The sequence below is a fragment of the Marinihelvus fidelis genome (genome assembly GCF_008725655.1).
Lineage (GTDB): Bacteria > Pseudomonadota > Gammaproteobacteria > Xanthomonadales > SZUA-36 > Marinihelvus > Marinihelvus fidelis.
Genome location: NZ_VYXP01000001.1, coordinates 182982 through 199611, shown reverse-complemented (window position 1 = coordinate 199611; position 16630 = coordinate 182982). Strand labels below are relative to the sequence as shown.

At 64.0% G+C, this 16630-nt stretch carries 12 protein-coding genes; 3 read left to right on the top strand and 9 right to left on the bottom strand.

The genetic code is table 11. From position 1 onward, the window contains the following. Positions 1–17 precede the first annotated feature (17 nt). Both F3N42_RS00785 and F3N42_RS00780 read right to left on the bottom strand, forming a co-directional pair. Positions 18–1409 (bottom strand): DUF3999 family protein, encoded by a 1392-nt coding sequence (locus F3N42_RS00785; RefSeq protein ID WP_150862465.1) that lies wholly within the window; start codon positions 1407–1409, stop codon positions 18–20. Then, a complete protein-coding gene (locus tag F3N42_RS00780) occupies positions 1406–4192 on the bottom strand; it encodes a DUF2339 domain-containing protein (RefSeq protein WP_150862464.1) in 2787 nt (928 codons plus the stop codon). The genes F3N42_RS00785 and F3N42_RS00780 overlap by 4 nt, the downstream gene beginning before the upstream one ends. 228 nt (positions 4193–4420) lie before the next feature. On the opposite strand from F3N42_RS00780, the gene F3N42_RS00775 reads away from it, so the two are divergent. Then, positions 4421–4618, top strand: coding sequence for a CsbD family protein (locus F3N42_RS00775; RefSeq protein WP_150862463.1), 198 nt, complete (start codon positions 4421–4423; stop codon positions 4616–4618). A gap of 87 nt (positions 4619–4705) precedes the next feature. On the opposite strand, the gene F3N42_RS00770 is transcribed toward F3N42_RS00775, so the two are convergent. Further along, complete coding sequence (locus F3N42_RS00770; RefSeq protein WP_150862462.1) at positions 4706–5923, bottom strand: aspartate aminotransferase family protein; 1218 nt, start codon at positions 5921–5923, stop codon at positions 4706–4708. A gap of 176 nt (positions 5924–6099) precedes the next feature. Between F3N42_RS00770 and F3N42_RS00765 the strand changes: the two genes are divergently transcribed. Further along, positions 6100–6876, top strand: coding sequence for a GDSL-type esterase/lipase family protein (locus F3N42_RS00765; protein ID WP_224784609.1), 777 nt, complete (start codon positions 6100–6102; stop codon positions 6874–6876). A 14-nt stretch (positions 6877–6890) separates the two neighbouring features. Next, the gene (locus F3N42_RS00760; RefSeq protein ID WP_224784608.1) at positions 6891–8948 is read left to right on the top strand and encodes an amidohydrolase family protein; all 2058 of its coding nucleotides are present in this window, start codon (positions 6891–6893) and stop codon (positions 8946–8948) included. A gap of 4 nt (positions 8949–8952) precedes the next feature. Here F3N42_RS00760 and F3N42_RS00755 read toward each other — a convergent pair whose 3' ends face one another. The 6 genes from F3N42_RS00755 to F3N42_RS00730 form a co-directional block, all read right to left on the bottom strand. Then, a complete protein-coding gene (locus F3N42_RS00755; protein WP_150862461.1) occupies positions 8953–9942 on the bottom strand; it encodes a hypothetical protein in 990 nt (329 codons plus the stop codon). Positions 9943–10064: 122 nt separating this feature from the next. Beyond that, a complete protein-coding gene (locus F3N42_RS00750) occupies positions 10065–11963 on the bottom strand; it encodes a DUF885 domain-containing protein (RefSeq protein ID WP_150862460.1) in 1899 nt (632 codons plus the stop codon). 266 nt (positions 11964–12229) lie between these two features. After that, positions 12230–12919: a hypothetical protein gene (locus F3N42_RS00745; protein WP_150862459.1), complete on the bottom strand. Its 690-nt coding sequence runs from the start codon at positions 12917–12919 to the stop codon at positions 12230–12232. Beyond that, positions 12912–13466, bottom strand: a complete 555-nt coding sequence (locus F3N42_RS00740; protein WP_191621141.1) for an RNA polymerase sigma factor — start codon at positions 13464–13466, stop codon at positions 12912–12914. Before F3N42_RS00740 ends, F3N42_RS00745 begins: the two co-directional genes overlap by 8 nt. 113 nt (positions 13467–13579) lie before the next feature. Beyond that, positions 13580–16156, bottom strand: a complete 2577-nt coding sequence (locus tag F3N42_RS00735) for a CHAT domain-containing protein (RefSeq protein WP_150862457.1) — start codon at positions 16154–16156, stop codon at positions 13580–13582. Next, on the bottom strand, positions 16157–16630 hold the full coding sequence (locus F3N42_RS00730) for a class III extradiol ring-cleavage dioxygenase family protein (protein ID WP_150862456.1): 474 nt from the start codon (positions 16628–16630) through the stop codon (positions 16157–16159).

Below are 16630 nucleotides of genomic sequence, written 5' to 3'. Positions count from 1 at the left end.
TGAGCCGTGTTCTGGAGTTATGTATCGCTCACTTTAGTGGCATCGGATTCCCGTAACAAGGAGAGCACAAGGTACCCCACAATCCCCACCGCCGCGAACAGCCCGATCCAGACCAGCACGGTCTTCCAGGACCAGTCCGGCTCCGCCGCCAGAGCAATTTCACCGGCGCCGGCCTGGCGTGCGCCCAGCACGGCCAGGGACGGTTCCCCGGCCTGCCCGAGCATGGAAAACAGCGCGTTATCGCCTAGCAGCCGCTGCTGCGGGAATTGCTCACCCTGGTCCCGCGCGCGACCGGTAGCCAGCGTGAACGGCCCATCACCCTGGGCCAGGAACAGCAGGCGCTCGGGCCGCCAGCCCAGGCGCAGGACTGGCGCACCGTTGACCTGCCCGGACAGCACCCGGACGCGCCAGTGGTCTGCGCGGCTGGGCACGATGGCACCCGCGCCGGACTGCAGCACTGTGCCCGACGTGTTGACGCGGTAGAACACGCCTTCATGGACGTGGCGCCAGGGTCCCTCGCTGCCCTCGCGGGCATAAACGGCCGCACGGACCACGCCGTTGCCGCCAGGCAACACCAGTTCCAGACGGTCGACCGGCAGGTAGCCGCCGGCATCGAAGGTGAATTCGCGCCCGTCTTCACCTGCTTCCCGCGGCTCGAGTTCAAGCCAGTCACGCTCGGCCGCCGGGCCGCGATCGTGGCGAATGGCGGTGATGGTCGCCGGTCGCCAACCTGCCGGCATGTCACGCCAGGTCACCCGCAGGTAATCGCCGATGGGGCCATCCACGCCAACCCGGTTCTCTTCGATGCGCGCCTCTTCAAACGCGAGTTCGGCCAGCGTGCCACGCGCCAGCGGGCGCCAGTCCGCCAGGTCGTCGCCCTGCTCGACAATCACCGTGCCGATAAAGCCATCCGCCGCCCCGGACCAGGTGAACGCCAGGCCCGAGATGCGCTCCTCGTGCTCACGCAGATCGACGATCAACGCCTGTAATTGCTGCCCCGGTTCGGTGGGCTCCGGCACCACCGAGCGGAACTGCAGCGTGGTGCCCGGTTCATCCAGTTGCATCAGCACGTTCAGTCGCCGCTGTGACTCCGCCACCTCGCCGTACAACGGGATCACACCCAGCGGCGTGAGCGACTCGAGCACCTCGGCATCGTCGCCGGGCCGTTCGATGATGCGCGGCACGGCCTGCCCGACCCCGTTATAGATACCCAGGTCGCGCAGGCTCGCGTCATGCGCCGAACGGTAGACCGCCAGCGGGATATCCACGACCTGGTATTCACCGGCCTGCGTCACCTCCACCGGGAAGTGCCAGGCATAGTCATCCCGAGCTGGCACTTGCGCGACGGCCGGCGCGGGCATGGCCGCGAGCCCGGCCAGCAGCAGGGTCAACAGTGGTTTCACGGTCACGATTCGTCCTCCGGTACGCGCGGCGGCGCCGGCGCGAAATAGCCGACCACCAGCAGCAGTACACCCACGCCGATAAAGGAAATGATGCGCTCGATGGTGCCGGAATTGCCCAGGTCCACCAGGAACAGCTTCAGCACCACCAGTGCCATGAATCCTGCGCCGGCCAGCCAAAGGCCCCGCTGCCCACGCCGGGCGCCCAGGACCATGCCGGCGAAGCCCAGCATGCCCCAGTAGATGGACAACGCGGTCTGCGCCACCACCGAATCGAATAGCCGGTCGGCATCCCATGGCACGGCGGCCAGGTGGTGCACGCCACGCAGCAAGGCCAGTGTCGTCAACACCAGGAACGTGGCGCCCAGCAAGAGCCGGTAGGCCGACAGCACGGCGGGCGCACCCGTGTTTCCAAGCCCAGCCTGATCACGCCGGATGACCACCAGCGACAACAGCGCGACACCACCGGCAAACAGTACCGCCAGGTCAAACGGGTTGAGCACCGGCATGTAGGGTAGCGGCCCGGTGTCACCCGGCAGGGTGTAGGTGACAACGCCCAGGTAGAGCATCTGCCCCGCCACCATGCACAGGCTGAGCGCAAAATAGGCCAGCGGATGCGCAGGAACCGGCCAGGCCGGACTGCGGCGAAACCGCCAGATGACCAGGGCGGCGATGCCCGGGACCGCGCTCGCAGCGGCGATATCCCAGGCGCCGGAAACCCACTCGCCCACCTGGTATCCCAGCTCAACGGCCACCATCAGGGTCAGCAGGATAACCGTCCCGACATGCCAGGTCCGGGCCGACCGATGGCCCTGCCGGTCCATCGAACGGACCAGCCAGGCCTGCACAACAAACGCCACCGGCCAGGCCAGCCAGCCCAGGCCGCCCAGGAAATGTCCGTATTGATCGGTGCCATGCAGGGCCAGCAAGGCCAGCGCCGGCAGGAACAGCAGCGCCAGGCCGCGCGCCATGGCCCAGTCCCGATTCTGCCCATACCAGGCCGAAACCACTACGGTGGCGGAAAGGAACAGCACCACGGCTGCCATCTGCAGGTCCCGGCCTACGCGGTCGTCGATTTCCGCGACCCCGGTACCCAGCCACCACAGCACACCCCAAGCGAACAGGCCCCAGGCCATGACGCCATAGAGCCTGCCCACGGGCGGCAACCTGAAGTGCTCCAGCCGCCTTGCCGCGAACAGCGCCGCCAGGCTGATCAGCGCACCATTCAGAACATTGCCGTTCAGCACCGGCCAGCCCACATCATTACGCCAGCCGTGCAGCACGAACGCACAGCCACTGAAAACGATCAGCGTCGCGCCGGCAAAGTTGGCCAGGTGCTGTGGCTGGCGCGTGGCGAGCCAGATCAGGGCCGCACCCTCCAGCGCCCAGGCCGTGGCCGTCCAGCCGGCATCCAGCGCCAGCGGAATGGCAATGGTCGCAAACGCTACCGCGAGCGCCAGAAAGGAATCACGCAGCACCTGCAGGGCCGCGCCATGGCGGCGGTGCAGCCAGGTGGCCGTCAGCGCGTAGAACACCGCCAGCACGGCCGCGCTGATGGCCAGCCCGTACTCGGTATCGCTCACCAGCGCCGCCTGCAGCGCGAAAACGATCACCGGCGTACCGAAGACCAGCGTACCGTCGACCAGGCCGATCTTCCTGGGCGGTTGACGCAGCGCGTAGAGAATCGCGATCACCTGGTAGAGCACAAAGTGCGCCACCAGGAACGGTTCGGTACTGGCAAACAGCCCCGGCCGGTAATAGTGGTACCCCCACAGGCTGCCAATCACAAAGGTGAACACGAAGCCAACCAGGTTCACGGCGCGCCAGGCCTGGAACCAGGCCACCGCCACGATCAGCAGGTTCAGGACCAGGTAGTAGCTGAACAGCGTGACGTGGCTGCCCTGCCCCGTCGACGCCAGCACCGGCGCCAGGAAACCGCCCACCGCGCCCAGGACGATCAGCGCCCGCGATTTCTGCAGCACCGACAGCGCGCAGGTGAATGCGGTCAGTGCCACCAGCAGCACGAACGCGATACCCGCCGGCAGCAGTTGCCAGATCCGCAACGCCGCGAAGATGACCAGGAACAGGACGCCCACGCCGCCGCCCTGCAGGCTGAGCGAATACACGCGCAGGCGGTGTCGCAGCCGCCAACCCACCACCACCATGGCCAGCCCGCCGGCCGCCACCGCCAGCAGACGGAACTCGATGGGCAGGCTGAACAGCTCGTTGTCGACGGCATACTTCAGGAAGAACGCAACGCCGATAAAGGACAGGATGACCCCCACCTTGACCGGCACATTGCCGGTGGTGAACCACGACGAAAGCCAGCCACCCAGTTGCCTGAAAAAGGTCTGGACATACGGCGGCGGCGCTTCGGGCGTGAATACGGGCGGCCTGGCTGCCGGGCGGGGATCGGTCGCAGCCGGTTCTGAGGTGGATTCGGGTGCTGGGGGTTCCGGGTCCAGCTCAGGCACCGAGTCCCTGGCCGGCCCATCAACGGGCAGGTGGCTTACGTCTTCGGCAGGCCCCGTGGCTGGCTGGGTAGGTACCTTCGTTTCCGGCGGTGTGGCGGCGGCCGGTGCGTCTGCATCCTTACGACCGCCGGCCTCGTTCACCTGGCGCCACAGCTTCTCGAAGTCGTACTGCAGTTCCTTGATGCGCTTCTCGAGGCCCAGCAGGCGGCCCAGCAGGAAACCCAGGCCGGCGCCGGCGATGGGCGCCAAAAACCAGTCATTGCCGGCCATCAGCAGCAGGCCAGCGATGAATCCCCCTATTGTCAGGCCAACCGCCATTTCTCCAGTTTACCCCAATCCGGAACGATCGCCGCCCTTGCCCCGGAGACGTTGACGGAACACCCGGCGGCACGTTGCAAGAATTACATCACCGGGAAGAATCTGCCGCAAAAAGACGCCCGGCGCGGCGCGGCAGCCCCGCGAAACCCGCATTGCCAATGGCCTGCCCGCTTCTGGCATACCGATTGCATCTAATCGGGTGAACCCGAATCACACAGGAGGTCTGTCATGAACTGGGACACCATCGAAGGCAACTGGAAGCAATTCAAGGGCAAGGCCCGCAATCAGTGGGGCAAGCTCACCGACGACGACTGGGACCAGGTCGAGGGTCGCCGCGAGCAGCTCGCCGGCAAGATCCAGGAGCGTTACGGCAAGTCACGCGACGCCGCCGAGCGCGAGGTCGATGAGTGGATCGATTCGATTTGACACACCTGCCCCACCGTTTGAGAACCCTGGCGGCCCCCTCTCCACAGCCCGCCACGTTTCCACGCCCGGCGACGCCGGGCGTGGATTTTATTTTTCGGCGGCGGCCGCGCGTTCGCGCACACCCTCGGCCAAGATGGCCAGCGCCTCGTCGAAGTCGTCGCGCGTTGCAACCAGCGGCGGCAGGAATCGCACCACGTTGCCGCCGGCCGAAGGCACGATCAGCCCCTTCTCACGCAGCAGGGCGACCAGGTCGCCCGGCGGCTCAGCGACCTGGATGCCGATCATGAAACCACGCCCGCGAACCTGGACGATATAGTCAGGGAACTTGGCCTTCAGTGCCTGTAGCTGCTCCATCACATAGGCACCATTGGTCGCCACGTTGTCCAGCACGGCTTCTTCTTCCATGGCCTCCAGCGTGGCCAGCGCCGCGGCGCAGACCAGTGGCGTGCCGCCAAACGTGGTGCCGTGCGAGCCCGGCGTGAACAGGCCCGCATGGCGGTCGTCGATCCACACCGCGCCGATGGGCGAGCCATTACCCAGCCCCTTGGCCATGCCGATTGCGTCCGGGCGGATGCCCGCCTGCTCATAGGCGAAAAACGTACCCGTGCGCCCCACGCCACATTGCACCTCGTCAACGAGCAGCAGGATGCCTTTCTCGTCACACAACGCGCGCAGGCCGCGGAGGAAATCCGCGTCGGCCGGACGGATGCCGCCTTCGCCCTGGATGGTCTCGACCAGGATCGCCGCGGTGTCATCAGTAATGGCGGTGCGGAAACTGTCCAGGTCATTGAACGCCGCGGTCACGAAACCAGGCACCAGCGGCCGGAACCCGCCCTGGATCTTCTCCTGCGGCGTCGCGCTCATGCCGCCGAAGGTGCGGCCATGAAATGCCTGCGCGGCGACGATCACCTGGTAGCAGCGCCCTTCCTCGCCTGCTTTCGCGCGGCCAAACAGCCGTGACAGCTTGATCAGTGTCTCGTTGGCCTCGGCGCCGCTGTTGCAGAAAAATACCTTGCCACCACCGCCGGCCAGGCCGTTGAGTTTCGCCGCCAACGCCGCCTGCTGTTCATTGCGGAACAAGTTGCTCACGTGGGTCAGCTCGGCCGCCTGGGCCTGGATGGCGCTCACCACCTTCGGGTGCGAATGCCCCATCGTTACGACCGCAATGCCCGCACAGAAATCCAGGTAGCTGCGGCCGCCATCGTCCCACAGCCGCGTGCCCTCGCCGCGCACGAAGGTCAACGGCGGCATGCCGTAGTTGCCTAGCACGTGGTCTTGGTAAAGGCTTTCGGTATTGGCACTCATGGGTCGTTCTCTCGGATGGGTGGACAACGCGGTGATTCCAGGCACCGTGGCGCTGCACGTTTGGCGACATCGAAATATACCCGCTTCACCCGCGCTGTCCAGCGCGCTGGCGCCGCACGCCGGCGTGCATGGTGCTTGCCGCCGTGTAGAATTCCATTGTCGAACAGGAGCCGCCCATGCCCTCTCAAGAATCCCGTTGTTCCCGTGCCGCCCAAATCCTTGCGACCGCCTGCCTGGCGCTCTCTGCCACGGCCATGGCGGCGCCGTTGTCACTGACCCCGGCGCCGCGTGAAGTCAGCTATGAGTGGATGTCGCTGGCGCGATGGTTCGAGATGCACGCCGAGGACGTGGCGCTGGCCGAGCAAGGCACGTCGCCGCTGGTGTTTATCGGTGACTCCATTACGGAGGCCTGGGAGCACGCCGGCATTGAGCCCTGGCAGGCGCATTTCCTGCCACGCGGCGCAGTGGATTTTGGCATCGGCGGCGACATCACCGGCAACCTGCTGTGGCGGCTCGACAATGGCGCGGCGGGGCAACTGGACCCGAAGGCCGTGGTGCTGCTGATCGGCATCAACAACAACTGGTTCACCCAGGACCCGCCGGAGACCATCGCCGAAGGCGTCATCGCCGTCGTGGACCGGCTGGAGTCCGATTTCCCGAATGCCGACATCCTGCTGCTGGGCGTATTTCCCGCCGGCGAGTCCGCGGATGACCCCCAGCGAGCCAGGGTCAGCACCATCAACCAGGGTATCCGCCCGCTGGATGAGCGACCGCGGGTGACCTACATGGACATCGGGGGTGTGTTCCTGGAAGACGACGGCAGCATTTCCGCCGAGATCATGCCGGACTTTCTGCACCTCTCGCCCGAAGGCTACCAACGCTGGGCTCACGCCATACTCCCCTGGGTCGAAGATCGTGTCGACATGGTGACCCCAACTGTTTCCAATCCTTAACCGGAGACCGAACCGTGAACAAGAACAAGTACAACGCCAACCTTCGCCGACGGGTCACGTTCAGCGCCACCCTTGTCGCCTGGATGCTGGTCTCGGGCGCGGCAGGCGCAGCCGAAACCGACCGCTGGAACGTCCTGGTCAGTGGCGTGGTGATCGGCCAGGTCACCGTTGAGCGCGACGGAAACCAGTACGAGGTCGACTACGAGTACCGCAACAATGGCCGCGGGCCGACGAAGGAAGAATCGATCACGATCGATGAGGCCGGCCTGCCCACCACGTGGCATATCGACGGCCACACGACCTTCGGCAACCAGGTAGCGGAACGCTTCGCGCTCGAGGACGGCGTAGCGCGGTGGACCGACTCCACCGGCAGCACCGAGCAGGCGCCTGGAGAGCCGACACTATATGTGGCCCAGGAGGGATCGCCCTTCGCCCTTTGGATTTACGCCAATGCACTGCTGAAAGACCTGGACATGAGCCTTCCGGCCCTGCCCGGCGGCGAACTGCGGCTGACGGAACTGCAACCCGTGAGCGTGGCCGGTGACAGCGGCGAAACCCAGGTCATGGCCTACGCACTGTCCGGCACCGAGCTCGACCCCGCCTATTTCTTGCTGGATGACGAACAGGCGTTTTTCGGTTACTTCTCACCACGCTTCGTGGTCATTCGTGAAGGCTTCGAAGGCAACGAAACCGCCCTCAATGAACTCGCCGCCAACCTGGCCGCGCAGCACTACGCGGACATCCAGGCACGGGTGAAGCACGATTACGGCAAGCCCGTCCGGGTCGCCAATGTTCACGTGTTTGACCCCCGCGAGATGCAGCTGTCGGGTTTAAAGGACGTCGTGGTCAAAGGCAACCGGGTTGTTGCCGTGGTTGATGCCGGCACCGTGACCGCCGGCGACGAGGTGGTCATCGAGGGCAGCGGCGGCACCCTGCTGCCGGGCCTCTGGGACATGCATGGCCACGTCGGCCAGGACGACGCGTTGCTCAATATCGCCGCGGGCGTCACCTCCATTCGCGACATGGGAAACCGCAATGACGTGCTCGACGAACTGATCGAGAAAATCAGCTCCGGCGTGGTGGCCGGGCCGCGAATCGTTCGTTCGGGCATGATCGAGGGCCGCAGCGAGTTCAACAATAACAACGGCATGCTGGTAGGCAACCAGCAAGAAGCCCTGGACGCCGTCGACTGGTACGCCGACCGCGGCTTCTGGCAGATCAAGATCTACAATTCCATGCGCGGTGAATGGGTGCCGGCCATGGTCGAACGGGCCCACGAGCGTGGCCTGCGGGTTGCGGGGCACGTGCCCGCCTTCGACCGTGCCAATGCAATGATCGAAGCCGGTTACGACGAACTCACCCATATCAACCAGGTCATGCTGGGCTACGTGCTTGAATCGGACGAGGATACGCGCACGCTGCTGCGGCTGACCGCCCTGAAGCGGCTGCAGGACCTCGACTTGGACGCCGGTGAAGTCCAGCACACCATCGACCTGATGGTGGAGCATGATGTCGCCGTAGACCCCACCATGGCGATTCATGAAGCCCTGCTGCTGGGCCGCAATGGCGAGACCCGCGCCGGTGTGCGTGACTACATCGACCACATGCCCGTGGGTGTACAGCGCCAGGCGCGCGTGGCCTGGGCCGACATCTCGACGCCGGAAGACGATGCCGCCTACCGCGCCGCTTACGACAGGATCCTGGGCACCATCCGCATGATGCGCGAGGCGGGCGTGTTCATTGTCTTCGGTACCGACATGGGCGGCGCCTTCAACCAGCACCGCGAGATGGAGATCTACCAGCAGGCCGGGTTCTCGGCGGGAGAGATTCTTCGCCGGGCCACCCTGGACATGGCCGAATACACCGGCCAGGGTGACGACCTGGGCGCCATCGAAGCCGGCAAGCTGGCCGACTTCTTCCTGGTGCCCGGCAACCCGCTGGACGACCTGAAGGCCATCAAGACCATTTCCATGGTCATGGCCGACGGCACCGTCTACTACCCCACGGAGATCTACCAGGCGGTCGGCATCCTGCCATTTACGGACCTGCCCGCGGTGATGGGGGCAGAATAGCGGTCTAGCGCCGCTCCAGGTAAAACCGGTCCTGCGCGCCTTCCAGGTAGTTCATTGGATCGGCGGACTCGCGGTCCTGTCGCCCGGTAAACGGAATCGCACCATCGGCCGTGTAGCGGTAACTCGCGTATTCCTCGCCATCGATGGTCACGGTGACCTCGTACTTGCCGGGCGCGACAATCTCACTCGCCGGCAAAAAGCCGCTGCCGTCGGCACGGCGCAGCGCCAGCTCCTGCGCTACCCACCAGGGCTTGGCCTGGATGGTCGCGTGGGTGGCCGCGCCGGGTTCCATGTTGTACTGGCCAATCAACTCGCCATCACGCTCAACACCCACGGTCACGTGCAGGTCGGTCCATAAGCCCGGGCTGGCGTCGCGGTCGCGGATGAACAGGTTGAAGGTCGGCGCCTGGGACAGGTTGCCATTGGGCACGTAGATGTACGCCCAGTCGTTCCAGGGCCCTTCCAGGTACAGGTTCGGCTGGTCGTAAGCGCTGGCCGCAGCCGCGCCCTCAACGACAAATGGCAGTGACCAGAACGGGGCGCCATCGATCGACCATGTCAGGGTGTACCCGCCCTCGGCCAACGGCGCCGGGTCACTGTTGTTCACCGCCGATGCTGTCCAGTAGGGAAAGCTGTCCTTGCGCGCCTCCCAGTAGACGGTGCTGACCACCTCGCCGCCCTTGTTCGCCAGTTGGGACACCAGGAATGCGCCCGTGTCCTTGTTATAGGGGGCGATGTGCTGCGGGTCCTGGAAATCCGGCAGAAACGTCATGCGAACACGTTCGAAGAAGCGCAGCTGGCCTTTCTCCCAGAACACCTGGTCCGACATCGACTTGAGGATGTCGCTGTACATGATCGATGGAAACGGCTGCGACTCGTCGATGGTCACCGCGTGATCGCTGGCGGGGGCCGGGTCGGCGGTCGAGGAACTGCAGGCAGCGGCCAGCATCAGGCTGGCGCAGATGGACACAATCCGTGGGCCTTGAGCGTGCATATGGGTCTCCCGTGAGTGAGTGTGATCGGTGTCTTGCCACCTCTCTAACTCACGGGACAGCCAAATACTGACACCCAAATAGCGATGGGGTCAGAGCACTTACTCTGACCCCATCGTTCGAATCAGCCGCCCTGGCTGTCGACCCAGCGCTGCACCCGCGCTTCCAGTAACGGCATCGGCAGCGCGCCGCCGCCCAGCACGGTGTCGTGGAAGCCGCGGATGTCGAAAGCGTCACCCAGCTCTGCTTCGGCCATCGCGCGCAGTTCCTGGATCTTCAGCATGCCGATCTTGTAGGACACCGCCTGGCCGGGCATGGTCAGGTAACGGCGGACCTCGGAACGCACGGCGCCTTCGGGAATGGCGGAATTGTCGAAGAAGAACTGCACGGCCTGCTCCTGGCTCCAGCCCTTGGCGTGCAGGCCGGTGTCGACCACCAGGCGGATGGCGCGCCACATCTCCGCTGTCAGGCGGCCGAAATCCATGTACGGATCCTTGAACTGGCCCATCTCCTTGGACAGCGCCTCGGCGTACAGCGCCCAGCCCTCGGAATAGACCGAGAAGCGGGCCTGCGTGCGGAACTGCGGCACGCCCTCCAGTTCCAGCGCGATGGAGACCTGCATGTGATGACCCGGCGAGGCCTCGTGGTAGGCCACCGTCTCCATGTCGGTCTTCGAGTACGCGCTCATGTCGGACATGTGCACGTAATAAACACCCGGGCGGCTGCCGTCCGGCGTGCCCGGCATGTAATGCTGCGCGCCGCCATCGACCTCGCGGAAGGCTTCCACGCGCTTCACTTCCAGCCCCGCCTTCGGCAGCAGGCCAAACCACTCGGGCAGCTTCTGGTCGATTTCCGCCAGGTAGGCGCGGGTGTCTCCGAGATAGGCTTCGCGGCCTTCATCCGTGTTGGGGTAGTAGAAACGCGGATCGGTGCGGATGAATTCGAAGAAGGCCTCCAGGTCACCCTCGAAGCCAACCTGCTCGCGAATGGCTTCCATCTCGCCCTTGATGCGCGCCACTTCGGACAGGCCCAGTTCGTGGACCTCGTCCGCGGTCATGTCCAGGGTGGTGTACACCGACAACTGGTGGTTGTAGTAGTCCACGCCGTCCGGCAGCGCGGCCACGCCGCGAGCGACTTCGTCGGCGTTGGCCATTTCCGCCTGCAGCCATTCAATGTAGGCCGTGTAGGCCGGGCCGAAGGCCTCGTTCATGGCGTTCTCGACCTCCAGCATCAAGGCATCGGCAGTCGGTGCGTCGATCTCGCCCGCGCTGGCCAGGCTGTCGATCTTGCGACGCGCGTCGGCCAGGACCGGGGAATCTTCCTCACCGCTGAACGGCCCGCCGTCCACCACGTTGGACGCCCGTTTCAGCGCAACCTCGAAGGCAAACTTCGGCGGACGAACGCCCATTCCGGCAGACGCCTGGCCAATCTCCAGCACCTGGCCCATGGCCCGGCCGCCCTCGCGGAGCCGCTGGATGTAGGCGCGCATGTCCGCCTCGGTGTCGACCTTGTGGAAATTGATCAGGAACGTCGGCAGCTGGTCCTCGGGGCCGCCCAGTTCGCCGAACAGGTAGTCCTGGTAGAAGAACCGGAGATCCTGCGCCGCGGCTTCCGCCTGGAAGACCCAAAGGTCCCAGGACTCCTGCGCCAGCGGCGACAGGGCGTCGTAATCGAAGTTGGCACCCAGTTCCTCTACCGTGCCCTGCAGCCAGGCGACCTCGTCCTGGACGGCCTCGATGCTGTAGTCGTCGAGCTCGTCGTAACGTTCCTTGCGGCCCAGGAAGGTCAGCATGAACGGGCTGCGTTGTAGCTGCTCCTCGTAACGTTCATCGAACCAGGCGTTCAGGCGCTCGGTTTCCGAGGGCGCCGGTGCGGTTTCCACCACCTCGGTGGCCGGTGCCAGTTCCGCCGTGTTACTGGACGCGCCGGCGGATTCCGTCTCGGCGGCATCCTTCTGGCAGGCGGTTAAAGCGACAAGAGTCAAGCCACTGATCAGCAGCAAGCGCGTGGAGTGATACGTCATGGTTGGGAATCCGTGTGTTGGGTTCGATCGACGAATCCTGCCACGAATCATCGCCCGCGTCGAAACCCGGGCACAAAAAAAGCGGCGGCCCGAAGGCCGCCGCGCATCCCCCTCGAAGGGCTGGCTGGAATCAGCTCAATGACAGCATCGCCACGACCAAAAGCGGAAGAGGACGGGCAATGTGCGCTTGGGACGATGAAGACTGAAGTCCACCAGCAAACAACCAGTGTGACCAGTTTGAAAAATCTCTCACCCGGTGAAAAAAATCAGTGGGGCGTTCTGCGAAACTCGAGGTCAATGGCATTGCTGACTGCATCGGTGCCGTTCGTGGAACGCAACAACAAAGTCGCCCTGCCGGTGGGCACCGAACGGGCCGGGATCGCAACCAGCACCTTACCGTTGGGTTGAGGTGTTGCGGCCAAGTCCAGTGAGGGGTGTCCTGACGAAAACGCCAGTTCCAGGTCAACGGCTGGCGACGCCGCCAGTTCCAACGGGACATCCAGGCTAAACAGCACCAGGCCATCTTGCGGTGGGACCTGGATCACGCGCACATTCCCTGGCGTACCGGCGGACCGCATGGCGCCGGAATCAAGTCTTACCTGGACCACGCTTGAATAGGGTGCGCCGGTGGTGTCCAGCATTTCCCGGAGCGTTCTGACTTCTGAATTTGAGCGCCAGAACAACGCCACGCTGACAATGGCCAGCAGCACGCTGGCCGCGGTCGCGTAGCGCGCCATTGGCGCCGAAAACCGGCCGGTGGCGCGTATTGCTTCGGATGTGCCATCAGCCCCTGGCGCCTTTTCCACGGCCACCCTGAGGGCCAGAGCCGCTTCGACTTCGTCCTGGAGTTCAGTGCTGGACATCATCTGCAGTTCGAATTCGGCAGTTTCCTCATCCGACAGCGCACCGGCGACATACAGGTCGACCTTGTCTTTCATGTGTCCTGGATCAGCCATCAAACAGGCCTCCAAACAGCAGCGCCCTGAGCTCGAGGTTCTCGCACAGCAACTCCCGCATTCTCTGGCGCGCGCGGTAAAGCACGCGATCGAAATGCGCGGCCGTCAGTTCCAGGTCCGTGCAGATATCCGCCTTGTCCTCCTCCAGGAGGTAAAACCGGTGCAGGATCTCGCGATCCCTTGGTTGCGTAAGTTGCGCCATGACGCCTTCCAGCATCCTCCTTGCGCGATGTTGGTCTATCCGTTCCGCTTTACGGTCTTTATGTGGCGTCTGCAGCTCAATTATCCCATCGTCCTGTCGCAAGTAACGTTTTTCCTTGCGAAAGTGTTCCAGCAGGCGATTCAGGGCGACCTGGCGAAGAAACCCGCACAACGCGTCCGGGGTATGCAGGTCGCCTTCCCGGAGTTTACGCAGGGCGATAATGAAGGTGTCCTGGGCGATATCGGACGCCAGTTGCGCGTCCTGGGTACGCTGCAGCAGCAACAGCTTGATGGGGCGCTCGTGTTGCTCGATCAACTCCCGTTCAGCGGCGGGATCCCCTCGCACGATACGCTCCACCAGGGCGGCGGAGGCTGAGGACGGCTGGTCCAATGAGGGCTCCCTGAAAAACGAAACCCGTTCATCATACTTCATGGTTTTTTTAATTATCAGGTCAACGACTACTGAAACACATTTCGGTCGACAGCGTGATGCGTGGAAGTCAGCGCGAAGGCCGCCCAGATCGATGGGTCATACCATTCCTCGCTCCGGATCAACTCAAGCTGCGCGTCATTAAGGGCAAGGGCCGCGTCGCCATCCCTGCGCAGAAGGCTGACGTAAAACACCCGCATGAACTCTGCCGTCGCCCGGTCCGGAATCTTCCAAAGCGTTGCCATCACGGCGCCTGCACCCTGTGACATCATGCCAGTGGCCAGGCTGCGGACACCCGCGCCGGCGTACTGCCGGCCCAGCATGGTTTCGCATCCGCTGATCACCACCAGGTTGGTTTCATACCGTTGCTTGAGCAATTCCGTGATGCTCAGGAACCCACGCTGGCGATCACCATTGATGTCAATGGATGACGTGGCGATGCCAACGATGTCCGGTGTTTCGGCATTGAAGTATCCATGCGTGGCGATATGCAGGACATCGGCCTGTCGGGCGCCTTCGGCCAGCAACACGTCGCTGGTCGCGTCGCGGCCAAGATAGGTCGCGATCGAGTCTTCAGGGTAAACCGCGGAGATCGCCTCGGCCTCCCTGGCCGTGTAGGGCAGGCGCTCCAGCGAGGCGGACCAGTTGCGGAAAGCCACCCGGCTGGAATTGTCGGCAGATGCCGGGTCAAACTGGGGATCCGCGAAAATAACGATGCGAACATCATCACCCGGCGGGTTCTCCATCGGGTGGGACACTGATCCGTAATACGTTCGCATGGAAGGCGCGCGCAAGACCGGGGCGAGCTCGGCCAGTGCCCGGTACGGCCTGATATCGGGATTCACATTGATGGCAGAAAACGGTACGCCGTGCATGACATCACCGGTCACCAGGATGATGCGCCGGTAGCGGCCGGAATGGATCAGCTCTATCGGCAGCACCGCGGAAAGGTCGGCCAGCGAACCCGACCAGGGGTCCGCCCCGGCCACGTTCATCTGGCCCCGGGCGCTATCAACAAGCCGTTTCACCTGCTCAATCGACGGCAGGGCCATCACCGATTCCGAATGCCTGTCACGGATGACCACCAGGCTGGCCTTCTTGCTGACGTAGTAACGAAGGACCAGGTCACCTTCGGGGATGTCAATCTCACCGGGCGCATGTGTTGTGGCTACCATCGCGGTCTGGGGCCGATCGCCTGCCCCGCCCTGCACCAGGTAGCGCTCCCGGGCCAGGTCGCGGGACAACCTTGCGGCCGCAATCACCGCGCCCCGTGCAGTCACATCCCCGCTGGCCGAGGCGCTGGCGTCGACCAATGCCTTTTCGGCAGCCAGGTAGGCTTCAAGCCGCACCGCGTCATCAAAAAATTCCGCAGCTTGGGATGTGCCGTCTGTCCGGGCGGCAAAATGCCCATCAACCGACAACTGCTCCAGGACATCAAGAACCTGGTCCGGCGCATGGTTGAGCAATATGGCGATATAGCTGGAGACAAAGGGTTCCGCCGCCGAGGCCCAGGCCAGTTGGCTATCGTATGATCCCTCCAGCCCCCGCAAGACATGTTGGTAAACATCGACGCCCCGCCGGGCACTGCGCTCGGCGCTTGCCAAGTCTCCACGGGCGGCATGGTGATCGATCGTGATTTGCGCAAACGCCAGGCGCCGCACGGGGTGGCTGTAGGCACGGCCCTCGCCACCTTCATCGTCGTCCAGCAGGCCATCGAGCACCGCGTACCAATGACCGAAATCGTCTTCGCTGCCGTCAATCCGGGCGAGTTCCAGCAACACCAATGCAGCGTCAATCCGTTGCTCGGTAAATGCGCGAGGGTCATCGAACGCCTCAACGGCAAAGGGTACGGCCAGCTCGCCCTGCCCCAACGCCATGTAATCACGTGCGACCTCGATGCCGGCCGGGATGGCCCGATAGGCGCCGGCCTGCCGGAAGAACGCCAGCACCGCCTTGTGTGTTGTCAGCGCGCCGCCGGGGTCCCCCTCCCGGCGCTGGATCGTGGCCAGCTTGGTCACGTTCTCAAAATAGACCCGCCCCCGCTCGTGCTCGAATGGCGCAATCGACTCTTCGAAATAGCGCTTGGCCAGGCCAAGCTCGCCCATCTTCAGGTAGGCATCCCCGATGATGTAAAGGTCGTTCGCCAGCATCGATTCATCACCGGCCTCCAGGCTTAACGCCACGTTTCCACGCAGGTAACGCAGCGCCGCGGAAAAATCCCCGCCCAGGACCAGTGTGTAGGCCAGGTTGGTATTGATGTGCGCCCTCAGCGCCGGATCGCCACCTTCCGGCCCAAGTACATCCAGGGCTTCGCGCAGGATGATCTCGCTGCCGTCCAGCCGGTCGGCCTGCAAGCGGATTAACCATTCCAGCCGCAGCAACTCGGCATGGACCTCGCTGTCTCCCGTTTTTATAGCCAGCGGGATGGTGGAGTCGATCAACGTTTCAGCGGCGGCGTGTGCCGCGACCCGCTCACCGGGGTTGTGCTGCGCGGCATCCAGCAGCGCTTCAACCTCGGCCACGACAGAGTCCAGGTCAGCCGGCCCCGACGCTTCGCTGGCCAGCGAAGCTATAAACAACCCGAAGATGGCGGCGACGCGAATCATTCAGCTCGGGTTGCCCCTGTAGGGCTTCCAGTCGTAACTGGAAAAGGCAATGCGTCCAGCGGTGTCGACCCACTTGATCTGGTCGGTGAACCGGAGAATGTCTCCCTTTGAGTTGCGAACTCGCGACACCTTCCACTCGGTGACCTTCCATCCACCGGTGAACAGGGCGCCACCGCCATCCACGTTGTCATCAAGCAGAAAATCGTCGTTCGACGGGTCTTCAACAAGGCGCAGTTTCAGCGACTTGAGTACCCGCAAGAACTGGGCATCCCATTCTTTGTTGATGTCCTGGACCACCGCATAATCATTGCCCGCACTGGCCCTGGCGAGTCTGAACAGCCTTTCGGGTAGCTCTTCCGGGTGATAACCACGCAAATCGGCACGGGCCACCTCGGCGATAAAAATCGGCTCTATCACGGCGGTTGCGCCTGAAGCACTCCCTGCACTGTCCAACCAATCATCCAGTTTTGACAT

What these genes read in the sequence shown, in the direction of transcription:
- F3N42_RS00730 (WP_150862456.1), bottom strand. Translation starts at nt 16,630, where the DNA reads ATGTCAAAACTGGATGATTGGTTGGACAGTGCAGGGAGTGCTTCAGGC.
- F3N42_RS00775 (WP_150862463.1), top strand. Translation starts at nt 4,421, where the DNA reads ATGAACTGGGACACCATCGAAGGCAACTGGAAGCAATTCAAGGGCAAG.
- F3N42_RS00765 (WP_224784609.1), top strand. Translation starts at nt 6,100, where the DNA reads ATGCCCTCTCAAGAATCCCGTTGTTCCCGTGCCGCCCAAATCCTTGCG.
- F3N42_RS00780 (WP_150862464.1), bottom strand. Translation starts at nt 4,192, where the DNA reads ATGGCGGTTGGCCTGACAATAGGGGGATTCATCGCTGGCCTGCTGCTG.
- F3N42_RS00735 (WP_150862457.1), bottom strand. Translation starts at nt 16,156, where the DNA reads ATGATTCGCGTCGCCGCCATCTTCGGGTTGTTTATAGCTTCGCTGGCC.
- F3N42_RS00770 (WP_150862462.1), bottom strand. Translation starts at nt 5,923, where the DNA reads ATGAGTGCCAATACCGAAAGCCTTTACCAAGACCACGTGCTAGGCAAC.
- F3N42_RS00750 (WP_150862460.1), bottom strand. Translation starts at nt 11,963, where the DNA reads ATGACGTATCACTCCACGCGCTTGCTGCTGATCAGTGGCTTGACTCTT.
- F3N42_RS00745 (WP_150862459.1), bottom strand. Translation starts at nt 12,919, where the DNA reads ATGGCTGATCCAGGACACATGAAAGACAAGGTCGACCTGTATGTCGCC.
- F3N42_RS00755 (WP_150862461.1), bottom strand. Translation starts at nt 9,942, where the DNA reads ATGCACGCTCAAGGCCCACGGATTGTGTCCATCTGCGCCAGCCTGATG.